The organism is Aerococcaceae bacterium zg-252, from assembly GCA_016237705.1.
Lineage (GTDB): Bacteria > Bacillota > Bacilli > Lactobacillales > Aerococcaceae > Globicatella > Globicatella yangjingiae.
In genome coordinates this window covers 689,371-707,923 of record CP066204.1, presented here as the reverse complement: position 1 = coordinate 707,923, position 18,553 = coordinate 689,371, and the positions used below count along the sequence as shown (strand labels likewise).

The window sequence follows — 18,553 nt, the reverse complement described above, 5'->3', positions numbered from 1 at the left end:
TCCTCCATTATTGTTTTTCTTTTTGTAAATAATGTTCAATTATTTCTACTTCATTGAAAGGCACATACTCATCACCAATTACTTGATAAGACTCGCCACCTTTTCCAGCAAAAACAACACTATCGTTAGGTTGTGCAATACTTAAAGCATAGTGAATTGCCTTGATTCTATCTTCAATAATCACATAGTCTTTTTCAGTATGCTCACCGATTAATTCTTTGCAAATCTTTTGCACCGGTTCATGACGTGGATTATCAGCCGTAAACACGATGTAATCCGAATATTGAAATACAATATCACCAATCTCTGGTCGAGCACCACTATCACGATTGCCCCCACTATGTCCGATTAACGTAATAAGCTTACCTTTTTTATTGCTAGATACTGTCGATAAGACATTTTCAATCGCATCAGGAGTATGAGCAAAATCGACTACCACTTGAAACGGTTGTTGACAATCAACTATCTGCGTTCGCCCCATAACCCCATTAAATTTATCAGCTGCTGCGATAATTTGTAGTGGTTCAATTTGATAGTAATAAGCTAAGCAACAATAGGCTGCTAAGTAATTTAAGACATTGTACTCACCAATCATCTTTAAACTAATGTCATATTCTTTATCTCGATCATGTAGGATAAATGTCATGTGATGTTGTTTCATCTGAATGTCCGTTGCATAAACTGTTGCATTCGTATGCTGCGTACTATATGTCACAATTTCAGCAGCAGTTGCTTGAGTCATAATATGACTGTATGGGTCATCTGCATTGACAATCGCTACTTTAGGCTTGCCATTATGAAATTGTTGCCCTAATTGTGCAAACAATAAACTTTTAGCAAACGCATATTCTTGCATTGTATGATGAAAATCAAGATGTTCTCGTGTTAAATTTGTAAAAATCGCACAATCAACATCGGTGTACCATAATCTACCCAATTGCAACGCATGTGATGATGCCTCAATAATCGCATCATCACAACCGACTTCCACCATTTCATTGAATAATCGCTGCAACTCCAAAGCATTAGGAGTCGTATTAACTGCCGGATAGTAAGTTTGGTCTACTTTGTAATGCAAAGTGCCCAGTAAGCCTGTTTTGCGATTGAGAGTCATCAACCACTCACTAATCATCGAGCTTGTTGTCGTCTTACCATTCGTACCAGTAATTGCGACCACATTCAACTTAGTGGACGGTTCTCCATAAAAAGCATTCGCTAACATTGCTTGTGCACGAAATGTTGACCTTACTACCACTATGGACACTGGTAATTGTAACCATGATTCTTGTAATTCTTCTACAATGACTACCGTTGCTCCAGCAGCCACTACTGCTTCGATTGCTTGATGTCCGTCAAAACGCTCTCCACGAATTGCAATAAAGCAACTATTAGCCGATACTTGACGTGTATCATGCACTAATGACTCAATTTGTTTATTTTCTAATGGCTCTCCATAAACAATCGCTGTCTGTATTTTATTGATTAAATTCACTGCATTCATGCAATTCCTTCTTTCCATTTGCAATCAATTATTGATTCACTAAAATTTTCTCTAAAAACGGATGAAAAATCTTCGCTAATATTTGCGAACCAATCAACCCATTCGTATTAGTCGGCTGTTTCATAAATAAATACATCATATATTGTGGCTTTTCTGCCGGGAAGAACGCTACAACCGAATGTAAGTAATCATTTTCGCCCGTCAAATAACCTGTACCAGCCTCATTAGCAATCTCTGCCGTACCTGTTTTGGCTGCCACTTCCACTAAAGGTGTCTTAAACGCTTTGGCTGTCCCATAATCTTTTTCGACAGTATCCACCATTAAACCCAAGACATAATTAGCTGCTGCTTTAGAAATCGGTGAACCTAAATTAATGGTTTTGTACTGTTCTTTTTGATTACCTGCACCTTCAATATACTGAACTTTCACCATTGTACCATTATTTCCTACCGAAGAATAAGCCTGAAGTAACTGCATTGGTGTAGCTAAAAATGCTTGTCCAAAACTTGACATATAACGAGATACTGCCCCGTCAAATGTGAACTTGCCCTCATTTTCATTATTTAATTGAGATGCTGTCGAAGTTCCAAAACGAAACTTCCCTAATAATTCAACCCACTTTTCATCTCCAAGTCGTTTGGCTAGAGTCACCATACCGGTATTACTCGAACGTGGCAATGCCTCTGCAAAAGGAATATCCCCCCAACCAACAACATTATGGTCTTTAATGATTTTATCATATACTTCAATCGAACCGGAATGGAATTTTTCTTTGTCATTGAAGATTTTATTATCATATGCCAAACTCATCGTCAAAATTTTAACTGTTGAACCTGGTTCAAATGCCTCTTCTACTAACAAATTTCGCCATTCTTTATCAATTCCGTCACGAGTATTCAAATTAAATGTTGGACGCTGACTTGCTGCCAATAATTTTCCAGTTGGCAGCTCAACTAAATACGCACCCATTTCCTTTGGTTGATAAATCGTTTGTGCATCAGTCAATAAGTCTTCTAAATGATTTTGCAGACGAGAATCCAATGTTAAATAAATATCTTCACCTAATAAGTAGTCTTGTTTTTGCTGCCCTTGATAATTTTTGGCACCACTTAATTGTTCATTAAAGGCAGCTTCAATTCCAATTTGCCCACTTAAAATTTCTGCTTCACCAAACTCTGTATCCGATAATAATGGTGTCGCAAAACCGATTAAATGAGATGAATATACATCATTAATATATTGGCGAATGGTTTCACTGTATAAGAAAATCCCCGGTAAGTTGGCTGCCTCAATTTGTTCTTTTACTTCTCTTGATAAATTTTTTCCAGCTAAACCAAACTCTATTTGGTCAACATCTGGATTGAGTAATAAATGCAATAATTCATCACGAGATAAATCAATATATTTTGACAACTCTTTTGCCGTATAGTCATAATCTTTTACTATCATCTTTTCGTCTGCATTACGCAAAATCGCAAACAATGAATAAGAAGTAGTATCCATGGCAATCGGTTGACCATTTTTATCAAAAATCGTCCCACGTCTTGCTTGCGTAATACTACTTCTCTCTTGGATAGTTTCAGAATAACTCGTTAAATCTTGACCATTACTTGTTTTATAAATACTTAATTGTGCGATACGCAAAGTAAAAAGACTAAATACAAGCACTGCCAATAATCCAACTAATTTTATATTTTGATTCTTTTGTTCCATTAATCAACTGACCTCACTCTCGACGAATCAATTGTCATCTGATTTTGTTTCGCTGCTTCTTTGATTACTTCATAATTGTATTGACTGCTTAAATTATTAAGCAACAAGTCTGTATGTGCCTGTAATTGAGCCGTATTCATCTCTGTATTAGCAATAGCTGTCTTAGTTATTTTGGTATCCATTTGGACGAGCATATTTGCCACAATTAAGACAATCGCTATCGCACATGACACCGTTAGCACTACTTTATCAGCAAGCGAAAGTGAGAGTCGTTTCACACGAACTTTTGAAATGGCACTACTAACACTATCATTATAGACAGTTGAATCAACTATTCTCGTTGCCATTTTCTCACTTCCCTTACTAAACTAAATTAAAGCTAATTTTTCTCAATTATTCGTAGTTTCGCACTGCGTGCACGATTGTTCACTGCCAACTCTTCTTCCGTTGGCAAAATCGGTTTGCGTGTTACCAATCGATAGTCTGCTTGACTTTGTTCTGGTAATATCGGTAAATTATGTGGCACTTCCGGTGGAGTGCTCAACTCTTTAAAATATTGTTTCACAAATCGGTCTTCTAATGAATGGAACGTAATCGCACTAATCCGTCCCTTAGGCTTTAATAAACGCACTGCTTGTTGCATTGAATCTTCTAGTGCACCTAATTCATCATTTACTGCTATGCGAATCGCTTGAAACGTTCGTTTAGCTGGGTGACCACCCGTTCTTCTCGTTGCAGCTGGAATCGCCTGCTTAACAATTTCAGCCAATTCTGTTGTCGTCATAATTTTAACGACAGCTCGTTGCTTTTCAATGGCACGAGCAATACGTTTCGCAAATTTATCTTCGCCATAACGGAAAATAATTTTAACCAATTGCTCATACGACCATTCATTGACCACTGTTAAAGCAGTCAACTCTGACGCTTGATTCATACGCATATCTAATAATGCTTCTTGATGATAACTAAAGCCACGTTCGGCATGGTCTAATTGTGGTGATGACACCCCTAAGTCATAATAAATGCCGTCAACCGCTGAAATACCACGCTCCTGTAAGGCACTCGTAATCTGTCTAAAATTTTGATGAATAAAGGTTACTTTCCCAGCGGCTACTTCGTCTTTTAGTGTTATTTTAGCATTTTCAATCGCTTCAATATCTTGGTCAAAAGCAAATAAATGCCCTTTATCTAATTTAGACAAAATATATTTCGCATGCCCTGCACCACCTAATGTGCAATCCACATAAATGCCGTTGGGGTCAACGACTAAGCCATCGACTGTTTCATGTAATAATACGGTCAAATGCTCAAAAGTCATTGTACACGCTCCTCAATCATCTTCTTAAAATCCAAAATCAATCATCTCTTCTGCAATATCTTCAAAACTTTCCTGTGCTACTGCAGCAAAATTCTCCCATTGTTCGCCACTCCAAATCTCGATACGGTCTGCGACGCCGATCACACGGCATTCCTTATCAATCTTGGCGAATTCAATTAGAGTTTTCGGTAAATTAATACGTCCTTGTTTGTCAAATTCTACTTCAGTGGCAGCTGAATAGAAAAATCGTGTAAAAGAACGTGCATCTTTCTTCGCTATCGGTAATTCTTTTAGCTTATCTTGAATAATATCCCAACTTGACATTGGAAAACCAAATAAGCACCCATCTAATCCACGAGTGACAATAAAACGTTCTCCTAAGTCCGAACGAAATTTAACAGGCATCGTTAGTCGGCCTTTGGCATCAATATTATGTTGAAATTCCCCAATAAGCACGACACGTCACCTCCTTAACTCGATAGAACGAATACAAGCGAATATTATTCCACGTTTATAGTTTACCACATCTCCCCACTTTTCACCACATTTTTCCAAAAATAGTGTAAAAAAAATCACTACCACATAAAATGGTAGTGAAGAACCTTATTAAATCAAGGTTTTGCTTATTCATAAAAGTGGGGAATTATCCCAAAAAATACGTCATAATGCGTAAAAGTACTAAACCGATGAAAAATGAGATTAAATAAAATCTCTTTCAGCTAATTCTTTTATAATTCAATAAAATCATTTTGATATTATATCGTTGTAGTTAAACTATATGATTTCCATAACTCATCAATCAGTCTTATATGTTCTACTGACAACAGTTCACTGTACTGTAAAAGTTCTTCCTTGTTTCGTGACATTTTATTTAAATATCCTTTTTCTGTCTTCAATTTAGATGCTTTACTTTCAGTATCTTCATAATATCTTTGAATAAACGCAATAATAGATTTATCAAAAATATCGTCAATGTGCATGTCTTCTCCACTCTCTGATTTTCCATTACTATTCGCACCTAATTCAAGGTTTACAGGCAAATGATACTCATGAATTAAGTACTGAAGTTCACTTACTACATTTTCAAATTCAGAGAATGATGAAAAGTATAACTCAATGTTTAAAGTATTATTAATATTCTTCAACAAACGATTCATTGCAGTTGACAAAGATTCTACTTTACTTACTATTTCTTTACGCTTACTATCAGACAAATAGTCCCTTACTTCCCTAATCTCTTCTTCGGGTTTCTGATTATGATTATAAATAAAGATAACTGATATTACAGCTACGAATAACATACAAACTAATCCTACGCTCGCAAAAAGAAGAGCACCTAAAATCCACCAATAACTCCATTTTTTTCTAATTATTTTTTCTTTTCTTATAGAATAGAAATTCTCTAAACTCCTAGTAGTCCTTGACTGTACTTTCTTTTGTTTGTTACGAACAGCTTTAACTGAACTATTACTTCTGGAACTAGCATTCTTTTTACCTGAACGTTTACTTTTGCTAGGAGAGACACTAAAAGATGTTTTATTATAAACCTTATTATATGCTGCTTTTTTTGGATTCTTAATCCAACCTACTCCTTTTCTTCCATAAGTCGGATTAATAGAACGCTTAATTTTCCTTTTTAATTTTCCAGTAGTTCTTGCCTTAAAACTACGTTTTAAACTAGGCTTTCTAATGCCAAACTTCATAGTATCCAAAACCTCCTAGTACCAATCCTAAGTATAAGGAACACTAATTCATTAATATTTTTACTTTGTATAGCAAATTTAGACCAAACTAGATTTTTACCACTTTCAGTCTTAACTTGACTCTTTTACTACATTTCATAAGGCGTAACTTTTCTATTGTATAGTTGGGGAATTATCCCCAAAAATACGTCATAATGCGTAAAAGCACTAAACCGATGAGAAATGAGCTTAAATGCTGAAACAATAATTTGGTTGCCGGTAAGTAATACTGGCGATAGGTAAACACTGAAATTCGCTTGACATAATCGTATAGTTGCAATCCTAAAACAAAACAAGAGAAAAATAAGACGAAAGGAATCAAATTATAATCAAAGATGAGCCAACCAAACAAATAAATAAGCGTCAGCCATAAAGGGATAAGTACCATCGCCATTGTAATCGGCCATTGCTTAAAATATTTTAAATGTGGTTTCAAATAACGCTGTACCCCATAAATCGTAATACACGGGACAATATATAACAATAGTTCAATCAAAGTAAACTCCCGCATAAATCCTTCCTCTTTCATTTCAATCTTAAATTAGTCTCGCTGACATTTGCACCATTTACTGTATAAAGTCAATAATATGCTGCCAAGTATTACGATTTAACACTTCCCAAAAATGTCCGTCACCAATGATACAATAGCCAATAAATAATCCAATGACTAAAAATACTAATATCAGCAATAAAAACAAAATTGTTTTCAATAGAATTTTTAGTACTCTAATAATCATTAATTCACTTTTAAAGTATTCACTCATCAAGCGTCACCTCTATTTCAAAGCCTTTATACTTTTTATCCTATCAATCGCTTTTTCAATGATTTTAACCAACGTTTCAAGCGTTGCATCTTAGTCAAATTCACTCGTTCAACTTTACCATTTAAGATTGATTCTAACATTAAGCCTGTTCCAATGGCTACACAACCCATGGCATGATCCGATTTAATCACTGATACCTTTAAATGTTCCATTAAAAATGTATCAATTTGACTAATCATCGCTCCACCACCAGTTAATACAATTCCTTGGTCAATAATATCCGAAAGCATTTCCGGTGTCGTTTCTTCCAAAAGACGTTTAGCTGCACGAGCAATCATTTGTATTTGTGGCTGCATCGCTTCGCAAATATGATTCGCATGAACATTTATCGACTTAGGCAATCCAGTCAACAAATCTCGCCCTTTTAAATCAAACATTTTCAACTCAGATTCTGCTAAAGGCAAGGCAGTCGCCAATAATTTTTTAACGTCTTCTGCTGTCCGTTCACCAATCAATAAGTTAAATTTTTCTTTTACATATTGAATAATCGCTTCATCAAAATCATCACCGGCAATACGCAATGATTCACTCCGAATAATTTTGCCACCGGCTACAACAGCAATGTCCGTCGTGCCACCACCAATATCAATCAGCATATTCGCATGTGGACTAAAAATATCAATTCCAGAGCCAATCGCTGCAACTTTTGCCTCTTCTTCTAAATAAATATTCCCACCAGTCGCACGTTCTGCTGCTTCAATCAATGATGTCGTTTCAATATCACTGATATTCGACGGGCAACATAATAAGACATTTGGTTTTGAAAACCAGCGTTTCAAATAAATTTTTTCTAAAAACAAGGTTAACATCGCTTCTGCCACTTCAAAATCTGCAATCACTCCACCTTTTAAAGGTTTGACAATTTCAATGGATTGAGATGTACGACCAATCATATCGTAAGCATTTTTTCCAGCTGCAATAATCTCTTGTGTATGAGAATCAATCGCTACAACAGACGGCTCATTGACAACAATCCCTCTACCTTTTAAGTGAATTAACACATTTGCAGTCCCTAAATCAATTCCAATATCTCTGCTCATATGTTCGCCTCATTTTCACAACTATTGATGAACTAATGATTTGGCTACCACTTGCTCACTCAAGTTAACACGTTCGATATTTGCCCCAAGTGCCTGTAATTTTTCATGGAACTTGTAATATCCTCGGTCTAAATATTTTAATTCCGATACACGAGTTAAGCCTTTTGCTGTCAAACCGGCAATAATCAATGCAGCTGCTGCACGCAAATCAGTCGCTTTAACACTCGCACCAGTCAATTTGCTTGGGCCATACATAATCGCTGTTTGACGGTCAAGTTTAAATGATGCACCCATACGACGCAATTCTTCAAAATGCATAAAACGATTTTCAAAAACTGTTTCCGTCAAAGCCGTTGTACCGTCAGCCATTAATTGTGCAATCGTCATTTGTGCTTGCATATCCGTTGGGAATCCAGGGTGTGGTAATGTTTTGACATCAACTGGTTTTAATTGTTTTGGTCCAATAACACGTAATCCTTGAGCATACTCAATGACTTCAACACCCATTTCAATGAGTTTACTAATCAATGGACGATTGTGTTCATAGATTGCTCCCTCAACAAATACATCTCCTTGTGTCACAGCAGCAGCCACCATAAAAGTTCCTGCCTCAATACGATCTGATACAACCGCATGTTCTGTTCCTTTTAAGCGTTCTGACACACCATGAATACGAATCGTTTCCGTTCCCGCACCCACAATATGAGCACCCATTTTATTTAAAAAGTTTGCTAAATCAACAATTTCCGGTTCACGTGCGACGTTTTCTAGTATAGTAACTCCCTCAGCATAAACGGCAGCCATCATAATATTTTCAGTTGCCCCCACACTAGGGAAATCTAAATAAATACGAGTTCCAACTAATTTGTCAGCTTTTGCCTCAACATAGCCTGCTGCACGTGTAATCGTAGCACCTAAGGCTTCAAAGCCTTTCAAATGCAAATCAATCGGTCGAGAGCCAATCGCACAACCACCTGGTAATGCCACCTTTGCATGACCATAACGAGCTAAAAGTGGTCCCATTACTACAATTGACGCACGCATTTTGCTAACAAAATCATAATCTGCTTTCGTTAGCACATCACCCGATGCATCTAATATCATTGTATTATCTTGTATATTAAATGAATTGGTGACTTGAATATTTGTTAATAATTCATTAATTGTAAATACATCTGATAGAACTGGAACATTTGACAGGTGACTCTGTCCGCTCTCTGCTAAAATTGTGGCTGCTAAAATTGGTAACACAGCATTTTTTGCTCCCTCAATTTTAACGGTTCCCTCTAAGCGATTGCCACCTTGCACTAAAATTTCTTCCATATTCAATAATTCTCCTTTATACCAAGCTTATCGTTTTGGAGCTAACGATAAGAAACAAAAAATTATAGGAATGCACTGTATAATAAATCACGCAGCAATTCCATGATCGTAATAAAAAATGAACCGATAAGATGTCCAAATGCGATACTTAGTAACACACAAACATATTGCGCATAAACATAATTTTTAGCTGAAAATAATTTTCGCCAATCTAATTTTTCAAGCACAATATAAGTTAGTAACACAAAAAAGATTCGCACTAACAGTACTGCCATACCATATGCAAGTGTCATTAACTTTACCTACCTTTCATTTACTTATTATCATAGCACAAATTAATTTTGAAAAACACTCTAAAATACTTTTTGACTTATATTTTTATCATTCTTCACCCATTTGTCATCTATGACATTAAACAAAATAGCGATAAATAAACTTTCGGATGAAAATAATTGTAAAAAAAATCTGAACGGTTAGTATCATTAACCGTTCAGACGCATCATCATTCACACTATTTTTTATCTTTTTTAGTTGCACGTTCACGTGCTGCTTTATCTAAAATTTGTTTACGCAAACGAATGCTTTCAGGTGTTACTTCACAGTACTCATCATCGTCCATAAATTGAATGGATTCTTCTAATGTCAAAATACGTGGACGTTTAATAACACTTGTTTGGTCTTTAGTAGCCGAACGAATATTCGTTAATTGTTTTGCACGAGTAATATTAACCGTTAAGTCATTTTCACGATTATGTTCGCCGACAATCATACCACCATACACTTCTGTACCTGGCTCAACGAAAATTGTTCCACGGTCTTCTAAGCCCATAATACCATAAGTTGTCGCTTGACCATTTTCTTGAGCAACTAAAGTACCATTACGACGACGTCCAATATTTCCGTCTACCACTGGTAAATAATCATCAAATGTGTGGTTAATAATTCCATAACCACGTGTCATTGACATAAATTCAGTTGAGAAACCAATTAAACCACGTGCAGGAATTAAAAATACTAAACGAATTTGACCATTACCAGTATGTGCCATGTCTGCCATTTCAGCTTTACGTTGACCCATTGCCTCAATAATTGAACCCATATATTCTTCTGGTGTATCAATTTGCACACGTTCAAACGGCTCACATAACTGTCCGTCAATTTCTTTCATAATTACTTTTGGACGTGATACTTGGAACTCATACCCCTCACGACGCATTGTCTCGATTAAAATAGATAAATGTAACTCACCACGACCCATTACTTTAAAGGCATCTGGCGAATCTGTTGACTCAACACGCAATGACACATCAGTTTGTAATTCTTGCATTAAACGGTCTTGTAAATTACGAGACGTTACAAATTTACCCTCACGACCAGCAAATGGTGAATTATTCGTTAAGAAAGTCATCTCTAACGTTGGTTCATCAATATGTAAAACTGGTAAGGCTTCTGGGTTACTTGCATCAGCTACTGTTTCCCCAACGAAAATGTCGTCCATACCTGATAAGGCAATTAAGTCACCAGCTTTTGCCTCTTGAATTTCCACACGATTTAAACCGAAGAAACCTAAGATTTTAGTGACACGGAAATTCTTTTTAGAGCCGTCAGCTTTAATTAAAGCAACATTATCCCCAACTTTGATTTTTCCGCGGAAAACACGACCAATTCCGATACGACCTACATATTCATTGTAATCTAATAACGATACTTGGAATTGTAACGATTCGTCGCTATTATCAATCGGTGCAGGTACATGTTCAATAACCGCATCAAAAATTGCGTCCATTGATTCTTCTTGGTCTTCTAATTTATCAGACAAGCTAGAAGTACCATTTAAGGCAGACGCATATACAACTGGGAATTCTAATTGGTCATCATCTGCACCTAATTCGATAAATAATTCTAACACTTCATCGATAACTTCAGCTGGACGTGCAGACGGTTTGTCAATCTTATTCACAACGACAACTGGTGTTAACCCTTGTTCTAATGCTTTTTTCAATACAAAACGTGTCTGTGGCATTGTTCCCTCGTAAGCATCAACCACGAGTACAACACCGTCTACCATTTTCAAGATACGCTCAACCTCACCACCGAAGTCAGCATGTCCTGGTGTATCCAAAATATTAATACGAGTGCCTTTATAATCGACAGCTGTATTTTTTGCTAAAATAGTAATACCACGTTCTTTTTCAATATCATTCGAATCCATTGCACGTTCATCTAATTTTGCACGCTCATCTAATGTATTGGATTGTTTTAATAATTCGTCAACTAAGGTTGTTTTACCATGGTCGACATGGGCAATAATGGCAATATTTCTAATATCGTTACGCGTATTCATTTATTTCTCCTAATTCTTCTGTTGTATTAAGTACTGTGATAACTTCTTGGTGCACACTTGGGTGAGCAAAGATTACTGCTGAACGCTCTAAAATCGAAAGTGGCGTTCCGTCAGGTTTTGTAGCTTTTAATCCAGCTGCTTCACAAATTGCATAACCAGCTGCAAAATCCCATGGGCTCAAGCCAAAAGATAAATATACCGATGCTTGCCCACGTAATACTTCAATAATTTCTAAAGCAGCAGAACCATGTGCACGAACACCAAGTACCGCTTTTAGTAAACGTTGGCTATGTTTCAAATTAAGAGCGAACATCCCTACATTTCCCATTGCAATACTATCGTTTAATTTTGGAACTGGAATAGATTCTAATGGACGATTATTCAAGTACGCACCCTCGCCAACAATCCCATAATATAAATCATGTTTCATTACATCATAGATATAACCGGCAACCGGTTGACCGTCTTTAAACACCCCAACCATAATACCAAAGTTATTTTTTTGCTTAACAAAATTAAGCGTACCGTCAATTGGGTCGATTACCCATACAAATCCATTGGTATCTTCTACACGATCGCTAATCCCCTCTTCACCAATGATTCGATGCGTAGGATAATACGTTTTTATCTTTTCAACAAAAAATTGTTCGGTCGCCTTATCCATTTCCGTAACCAAATCACTCGCATCTTTCTTCTCATCGACTTTGAGTTCTCTTTGATGCGATTGTCGCAACTCATGTGCTGCTTGTTCAAGCCAAACTAGCACACGATGATGTAATTGATAATCCATTGTTTCCTCCTTATTCCTCCGGTTTACTCAAGCCGGCTTGACGTCCACTTTGCAAAATGCTCGGAGTGCTTGCTGCACTCCTATACTTTTACTCCAGTGTTTCAAGCCAAAACGCTCTCACTCACACTATATTATCCCGGTTTGCTCGAGCTGTCTTGACGTCCACTTCGCATAGCTCTTGAAACGCTAATCACTATCGACTGACTTTCAATTTTTTCCCAATTTTATTATCTAACATTTTAAGTGCTTTAACAGCTTGATAGATAGAATAGCCACTGAGTGATTCAAATGATTTGTCTAATCGCTTTTCTTCACTAATGCTAGTCACAACCGATTTAAACTCTTTATATTTTTTTTCAAACACTCCAGCATCTAGCCCTGTTTCATACACTTCTTCAACTGCTGCAAAAAAATCGACAACTTTTATTGTTTCTTCCATTGTCCAGTCTGAATCAATGGGATAAGCATAATTTTGCATAGCTCCCCCCTATTCTTGCTCGTTCACACTATATTTTTTATCCAAGTGACATTTAAACTGATAAATATGCAATACCAATTGTTTTTGCAATATTTTTCGTTCGTTTTATACTATACCTTATTTTATCTACAATTGAAAAGAGAAATATCACTAAATCATAAATTTTTGCTCAATTAATGAAATGCACACGCTTCCTGATACCAAGGCAACAATTGATTGACCGTTTCCACAAGCCATTGTTCTAACTGACGTTCATCTGATAGTACAGTATCTCCTTTTTTAACAATACGACCAACCATAAATTCAGCCTTTTTAACATGTTCCATACGTTCAAACACATTCGTCCAATCGACTGCTGAGACTGGTTGATAAGCTAATTGAGTATGGTCAGCGATAACTGCATAATCAGCTGGCAATTGCTGCCATTGGTCAACTTTCTTTTGCCACGCTTGTGCAATTTCTTTTTCGTAATCAGGATTATCAATCAATGCTAGCATAATAAAAACATACTCTGGATTAATCCCAATTTGGAAATGTGGAAATCGTTTATAACCACGTTGATTCCCACCAATTCCAACCCAGGTACTCTCTGGTGGATTGGTCGTGCGTCGTAAATGTTTAGCTACATGAACCGGAACTTGTTCAACTCCTAATTCTTTTTCAATCAAATGGGCAATCATATCGCCATAATGATAAAACACCGGTTGAATTCGTGACTGGATAGCTTCCATTCGTGTCGCTAATGTGTCCTGTTCAAATACTGCAAAAGCTGTTGCATCAAAATTCATTCATTTCCCCTGCTTTCATTCACAATAATAGATTAAATGGGGATTGCTCCCATACTAGCTCGCTATCCCCATTCTAACTAGAACAAGCTGAGTTGATCTTGATCTGGTAAATGATTGAGTACACCTTGTTCCGTTAAATATTCGATAATTGTTTTAGAAACTTTCCCACGTTTTTGTAAATCTTCTTTTGATAAAAATGGAGCTGTTTCTCTCGCTTTAATAATTTGTTGGGCAACGTTAGCACCCAAACCAGGAATGGCTCTAAATGGTGGAATTAAAGTATCCCCCTCAATAAGAAAACTATCAGCATCTGATTTATCCAAATCAACCATGCTAAATTTAAAGCCACGCTCTAACATTTCATTTGCAATTTCTAATACAGTTTGTAAATTACGTTCTTTAACCGATGCATCAAACCCTTTTCCTTGAATTTCACGCAGACGACGTTTCACCATTTCTTTACCTTGGTGCATCGCCACTAAATCAAAATCTTCTGCACGAACTGAAAAATATGCTGCATAATAATACATCGGATAATGAACTTTAAAGTATGCAACACGTAATGCCATCATAATATAGGCAGCGGCATGGGCTTTCGGGAACATATATTTAATCTTCAAGCACGATTCAATATACCATTCCGGCACTTTATTTTCTCGCATAATTGCTTGCCAATCATCTGGAATCCCCTTACCCTTACGAACTCCCTCCATAATATTGAACGCAATTCCGTCTTCAATACCATATTGCATTAAAGTCACCATAATATCGTCACGACAACCAATTACTTTAGCAAGCGTAGTCACTTTATTTTTAATCAATTCCTGTGCATTTCCCAGCCAAACGTCCGTACCATGAGAAAGACCTGAAATTTGTAATAACTCAGCAAAGGTGCTCGGTTTCGTTTCGGTTAACATACCCCGTACAAAGTTCGTTCCAAATTCTGGAACTCCTAAAGTACCTGTTTCAGAAAAGATTTGTTCAGATGTGACACCTAATACTTCTGGGCTACTAAAGAGCGACATTACACCTGGATCATTCATCGGAATAGTTTTCGGATCAATACCACTTAAATCTTGTAATTTACGGATCATCGTTGGATCATCGTGTCCTAAAATATCGAGTTTCAATACATTATCATGAATGGAGTGGAAGTCAAAGTGAGTTGTACGCCATTCAGCAGACTGGTCATCGGCTGGATATTGCACCGGTGTAAAATCAAAAACGTCCATATAATCTGGAATAACAATAATTCCCCCTGGATGCTGTCCTGTTGTACGTTTCACCCCTTCAATACCTTTTGCCAGACGTTCTTTTTCTGCTTGGGGAATTTGCTCGCCTATCGCCTCTAAATAACCTTTAACATAGCCAAAAGCCGTTTTTTCAGCGACCGTACTAATCGTTCCGGCACGATACACATAATCTTCACCAAACAACACTTTAGTATAAGCATGTGCTCGTGGTTGATATTCACCGGAAAAGTTCAAATCAATATCAGGTACTTTATCTCCATAAAATCCTAAGAACGTTTCAAACGGAATATCTTGTCCCTCACGTGCTAAGTCAGCTTGGCAGTGTGGACATTGTTTCGGTGGTAAATCAAAGCCAGAGCCGACTTCCCCTTGTGTGAAAAATTCACTATATTGACATTTCGGACAATAATAATGTGGTGCTAATGGGTTTACTTCCGTAATCCCAGTCATTGTTGCGACTAAGGACGAACCGACCGAACCCCTTGAACCAACTAAATAGCCGTCTTCCATACTCTTATGCACAAGTTTTTGCGAAATCAAGTAAATGACGGCAAATCCATTATCAATAATTGATTTTAATTCTTTTTCGATTCGAGCCTCAACAATTTCTGGCAATGGATTTCCGTATAATTCATATGCTCGGTCATAACTTAATTGACGGATTTCTTCATTACTACCTGGAATATTCGGTGTGTACAATTCTTTCTTAATCACTTCGATCGGTTCGATTAAATCGGCAATCGCTTGCGTATTCGTCACAACTAATTTCTTCGCCAATTCTTCACCTAAAAATTGAAATTGAGCTAACATTTCATCAGTCGTTCTAAAATGCACTTTCGGCAAATGCAATAGACGATTTTGGTTAATTTTCATTGATTTAATCAATATTTCACGATAAATCGCATCTTTTTCGTCCAAATAATGCACATTACCTGTTGCGACAACAGGAATATTTTTTTCTTCCCCTAATCGAACTAATTCACGCATAATATGCTCAATATCACGCATTGAGCCGATTTGTTCTTGCTCAATCAATGTTTCATAGACAACTGGTGGCTGCAACTCGATATAATCGTAATAATCAATTAAGGCAGCCGTTTCATCGTACCCTTTTTGCATCATCGTCGTGAAAATCTCACCCTCGCTACATGCCGTTCCGATTAATAGATTTTGTCGATACTGCGTTAACAAACTTCTCGGAATACGTGGAGTACGATAAAAATAGCGAACATTAGACTCACTAATTAATTTAAACAAATCTTTTAATCCAGCTTGATTCTTCGCTAGCAGAGTGGCATGGAATGGCCGAGCATTTTTATAGCTATCACCTTTCCCCATTTGAGCATTCAAATCAGCATGTACTGTCATCTGATATTGCTCTTTAGCTTGCTCTAATAGTTTCATCAAAATATGACCAGTGGTTTCTGAATCGTAAACTGCTCGGTGATGTTGCTCTAAGGTAATTCCGTAATGTTTGGCTAAGTTATTTAAACGATGTCCTTTCAAATGTGGGTTCACTAAACGTGACAATTCTAACGTATCAATAACAGGCAAAGTAGATTCTGGCTCACCGATTCGCAAATACGTCTTATTTAAAAAACCAATATCAAAACTTGCATTGTGTGCTACTAAAATAGACCCGTCACTAAATGTTTGAAAATCTTTCATAACCTTTTCTTCACTCGGTGCATCAGCCAACATCGCATCAGTAATCCCTGTTAATTCAGTAGTAAACGCTGATAAAGGGTGTCCTGGATTAATAAAGGCTTCAAACGTATCAATGACTTGTCCATTTTGCATTTTAACAGCAGCCAATTCAATAATACGGTCATAAACGGCTGATAAACCAGTGGTTTCCACGTCAAAGACGACATACGTTGCCTCTTCTAAAGACAATGGCTTAGGATTATACGCAATCGGTTCGCCGTCATTGACAACATAGGCTTCAATTCCGTATAACACTTTGATACCATGTTTTTTACCTGCTGCATAAGCCTCTGGAAATGCTTGTGCTCCTGCATGGTCAGTAATCGCAATGGCTGAATGCCCCCATTTAGCAGCTTGTGAAATGAAATCTCCTACAGCATTTGTTGCGTCCATTTGGCTCATATTGGAATGTAAGTGTAATTCCACTCGCTTTTCACCAGCTGGAGCTAAATCTTCACGCTGTGCTTTAGTAATATGACGAATGCTACGTGGGCGAAAATCTAATTCTGCCGTATAATTATCCGGTACCATATCGCCCTCTAAACGAATCCAATCCCCTTTTTTAAATAATCCAAAAGATTCTTTCTTAATCGAACGGCCACTCATTAATTTGACAGCAACTGAACTAGTATAGTCGGTAATTTTTAATGTTAATAATTGCGTACCTGAACGAAACTCACGAATTTCAACATCGAATACATAACCCTCAATCACTTGTCTAAATTGGTTATCTTGCAAATCACGAATCGGTGTAATAATCGTACTCGTAATATCCTTACCAATTTGTGGAATATCCTTATCTTTGACTACTGTTTCAGCTTTCACTTGTTGCATTTGTTTCTTTTCAACGGCTTCAAGTGCTTCGACCAAATACTTTTTATCTTCATCAGATTGACGTTGTTGCACATTTTGTTTTTCAATTTCATGACGTTCAACATCAAAATAATACTCAATTGTTGGCAAATCCATACCAACTTTTTGCAATGCTAATACAAATCCTTCATGAAAAACTTGTTGAATAGTTTCCAATTGATGTTCCATTGGTACACCAACTTTAATCACACCACCAACAACTTCATGATGTGCTTGATTCAATATCGCTTTAACAAAAGGTTTATCCTTTGCAAGAACGGATAAGGCTGCTAGCCAGTAATCTCGCACTACTTCATCTGACCAATTCGCCTGTTCAAATCGCCACCACACATCAACATGGGCAATCGGCTCAAAAGTTTCTTTTAATAAATGCATGAATAGTTTATAAACATCTGGGTGTATCAAAGCCTCACTCTTTAAGAAAAAACGCCATTGTTTTGATGTAGCCAATATTTCGACTTTATCAATAGTTGTTTTTTCTAAACTCGTCAGTATATCATCATCTTTAATTTTCAGTTGTTCTAATAAATGCTGAAATAATTGTTTTTCTTCCACTCACTTACCTCCTATTCTGGTTCGTTCAGCTTGGCTTGACGTCCACTTCAGAAGTCTCCTCTGTGCGATACTCGCACGCCGACGACTTCTTCCAGTGTTTCAAGCCAGAACAGCTTCTCTCACACTATGTTTATTCTGGTTCGTTCAGCTTGGCTTGACATCCACTTCAGAAGTCTCCTCTGTGCGATACTCGCACGCCGATGACTTCTTCCAGTGTTTCAAGCCAGAACAGCTTCTCTCACACTATGTTTATTCTGGTTCGTTCAGCTTGGCTTGACGTCGTACATTTTTAATTCTATCACT

15 protein-coding genes and 1 pseudogene are annotated in these 18,553 nt (G+C 37.0%); all 16 read right to left on the bottom strand.

Annotated elements, in window-relative coordinates; translation table 11 throughout:
* Nucleotides 1–7 precede the first annotated feature (7 nt).
* The 16 genes and pseudogenes from JDW14_03540 to JDW14_03465 all read right to left on the bottom strand — a co-directional run bounded on the left by JDW14_03540 (nucleotide 8) and on the right by JDW14_03465 (nucleotide 18,250).
* Nucleotides 8–1,501: a UDP-N-acetylmuramoyl-L-alanyl-D-glutamate--2,6-diaminopimelate ligase gene (locus JDW14_03540; protein QQD66186.1), complete on the bottom strand. Its 1,494-nt coding sequence runs from the start codon at nucleotides 1,499–1,501 to the stop codon at nucleotides 8–10.
* Between the two features lie 28 nt (nucleotides 1,502–1,529).
* Nucleotides 1,530–3,215, bottom strand: a complete 1,686-nt coding sequence (locus tag JDW14_03535) for a penicillin-binding protein 2 (protein QQD66185.1) — start codon at nucleotides 3,213–3,215, stop codon at nucleotides 1,530–1,532.
* Nucleotides 3,215–3,562 (bottom strand): hypothetical protein, encoded by a 348-nt coding sequence (locus JDW14_03530; protein ID QQD66184.1) that lies wholly within the window; start codon nucleotides 3,560–3,562, stop codon nucleotides 3,215–3,217. Before JDW14_03530 ends, JDW14_03535 begins: the two co-directional genes overlap by 1 nt.
* Nucleotides 3,563–3,594: 32 nt before the next feature.
* Entirely contained in the window at nucleotides 3,595–4,533 is a 939-nt protein-coding gene (rsmH, locus tag JDW14_03525) for a 16S rRNA (cytosine(1402)-N(4))-methyltransferase RsmH (protein ID QQD66183.1), read from the bottom strand.
* A 24-nt stretch (nucleotides 4,534–4,557) separates the two neighbouring features.
* Entirely contained in the window at nucleotides 4,558–4,989 is a 432-nt protein-coding gene (gene mraZ / locus JDW14_03520; protein QQD66182.1) for a division/cell wall cluster transcriptional repressor MraZ, read from the bottom strand.
* A gap of 1,067 nt (nucleotides 4,990–6,056) precedes the next feature.
* Nucleotides 6,057–6,236 (bottom strand): annotated as a pseudogene (locus JDW14_03515) (hypothetical protein).
* A gap of 172 nt (nucleotides 6,237–6,408) precedes the next feature.
* A complete protein-coding gene (locus JDW14_03510) occupies nucleotides 6,409–6,786 on the bottom strand; it encodes a hypothetical protein (protein ID QQD66181.1) in 378 nt (125 codons plus the stop codon).
* 55 nt (nucleotides 6,787–6,841) lie between these two features.
* Entirely contained in the window at nucleotides 6,842–7,039 is a 198-nt protein-coding gene (locus JDW14_03505) for a DNA-directed RNA polymerase subunit beta (protein QQD66180.1), read from the bottom strand.
* 35 nt (nucleotides 7,040–7,074) lie between these two features.
* Nucleotides 7,075–8,139, bottom strand: coding sequence for a rod shape-determining protein (locus JDW14_03500; GenBank protein ID QQD66179.1), 1,065 nt, complete (start codon nucleotides 8,137–8,139; stop codon nucleotides 7,075–7,077).
* Between the two features lie 21 nt (nucleotides 8,140–8,160).
* Nucleotides 8,161–9,462, bottom strand: coding sequence for a UDP-N-acetylglucosamine 1-carboxyvinyltransferase (gene murA / locus JDW14_03495; protein QQD66178.1), 1,302 nt, complete (start codon nucleotides 9,460–9,462; stop codon nucleotides 8,161–8,163).
* 62 nt (nucleotides 9,463–9,524) lie between these two features.
* Nucleotides 9,525–9,755, bottom strand: coding sequence for a DUF1146 domain-containing protein (locus tag JDW14_03490; protein QQD66177.1), 231 nt, complete (start codon nucleotides 9,753–9,755; stop codon nucleotides 9,525–9,527).
* A 218-nt stretch (nucleotides 9,756–9,973) separates the two neighbouring features.
* Entirely contained in the window at nucleotides 9,974–11,806 is a 1,833-nt protein-coding gene (gene typA / locus JDW14_03485) for a translational GTPase TypA (protein QQD66176.1), read from the bottom strand.
* Nucleotides 11,793–12,596 carry an inositol monophosphatase family protein gene (locus JDW14_03480; GenBank protein ID QQD66175.1) on the bottom strand — a complete coding sequence of 268 codons (804 nt, stop codon included), beginning with the start codon at nucleotides 12,594–12,596 and terminating at the stop codon, nucleotides 11,793–11,795. The genes typA and JDW14_03480 overlap by 14 nt, the downstream gene beginning before the upstream one ends.
* A gap of 193 nt (nucleotides 12,597–12,789) precedes the next feature.
* Nucleotides 12,790–13,074 carry a UPF0223 family protein gene (locus JDW14_03475; protein QQD66174.1) on the bottom strand — a complete coding sequence of 95 codons (285 nt, stop codon included), beginning with the start codon at nucleotides 13,072–13,074 and terminating at the stop codon, nucleotides 12,790–12,792.
* Nucleotides 13,075–13,247: 173 nt separating this feature from the next.
* The gene (locus tag JDW14_03470) at nucleotides 13,248–13,862 is read right to left on the bottom strand and encodes a DUF1054 family protein (protein QQD66173.1); all 615 of its coding nucleotides are present in this window, start codon (nucleotides 13,860–13,862) and stop codon (nucleotides 13,248–13,250) included.
* A 77-nt stretch (nucleotides 13,863–13,939) separates the two neighbouring features.
* On the bottom strand, nucleotides 13,940–18,250 hold the full coding sequence (locus JDW14_03465; GenBank protein ID QQD66172.1) for a PolC-type DNA polymerase III: 4,311 nt from the start codon (nucleotides 18,248–18,250) through the stop codon (nucleotides 13,940–13,942).
* Between the last annotated feature and the right edge of the window lie 303 nt (nucleotides 18,251–18,553).

Bases quoted from the DNA above. Each gene is read 5' to 3' on its own strand.
- JDW14_03540 (QQD66186.1), bottom strand. From the start codon at position 1,501: ATGAATGCAGTGAATTTAATCAATAAAATACAGACAGCGATTGTTTAT.
- JDW14_03535 (QQD66185.1), bottom strand. From the start codon at position 3,215: ATGGAACAAAAGAATCAAAATATAAAATTAGTTGGATTATTGGCAGTG.
- JDW14_03530 (QQD66184.1), bottom strand. From the start codon at position 3,562: ATGGCAACGAGAATAGTTGATTCAACTGTCTATAATGATAGTGTTAGT.
- rsmH (QQD66183.1), bottom strand. From the start codon at position 4,533: ATGACTTTTGAGCATTTGACCGTATTATTACATGAAACAGTCGATGGC.
- JDW14_03510 (QQD66181.1), bottom strand. From the start codon at position 6,786: ATGCGGGAGTTTACTTTGATTGAACTATTGTTATATATTGTCCCGTGT.
- JDW14_03505 (QQD66180.1), bottom strand. From the start codon at position 7,039: ATGAGTGAATACTTTAAAAGTGAATTAATGATTATTAGAGTACTAAAA.
- JDW14_03500 (QQD66179.1), bottom strand. From the start codon at position 8,139: ATGAGCAGAGATATTGGAATTGATTTAGGGACTGCAAATGTGTTAATT.
- murA (QQD66178.1), bottom strand. From the start codon at position 9,462: ATGGAAGAAATTTTAGTGCAAGGTGGCAATCGCTTAGAGGGAACCGTT.
- JDW14_03490 (QQD66177.1), bottom strand. From the start codon at position 9,755: ATGACACTTGCATATGGTATGGCAGTACTGTTAGTGCGAATCTTTTTT.
- typA (QQD66176.1), bottom strand. From the start codon at position 11,806: ATGAATACGCGTAACGATATTAGAAATATTGCCATTATTGCCCATGTC.
- JDW14_03480 (QQD66175.1), bottom strand. From the start codon at position 12,596: ATGGATTATCAATTACATCATCGTGTGCTAGTTTGGCTTGAACAAGCA.
- JDW14_03475 (QQD66174.1), bottom strand. From the start codon at position 13,074: ATGCAAAATTATGCTTATCCCATTGATTCAGACTGGACAATGGAAGAA.
- JDW14_03470 (QQD66173.1), bottom strand. From the start codon at position 13,862: ATGAATTTTGATGCAACAGCTTTTGCAGTATTTGAACAGGACACATTA.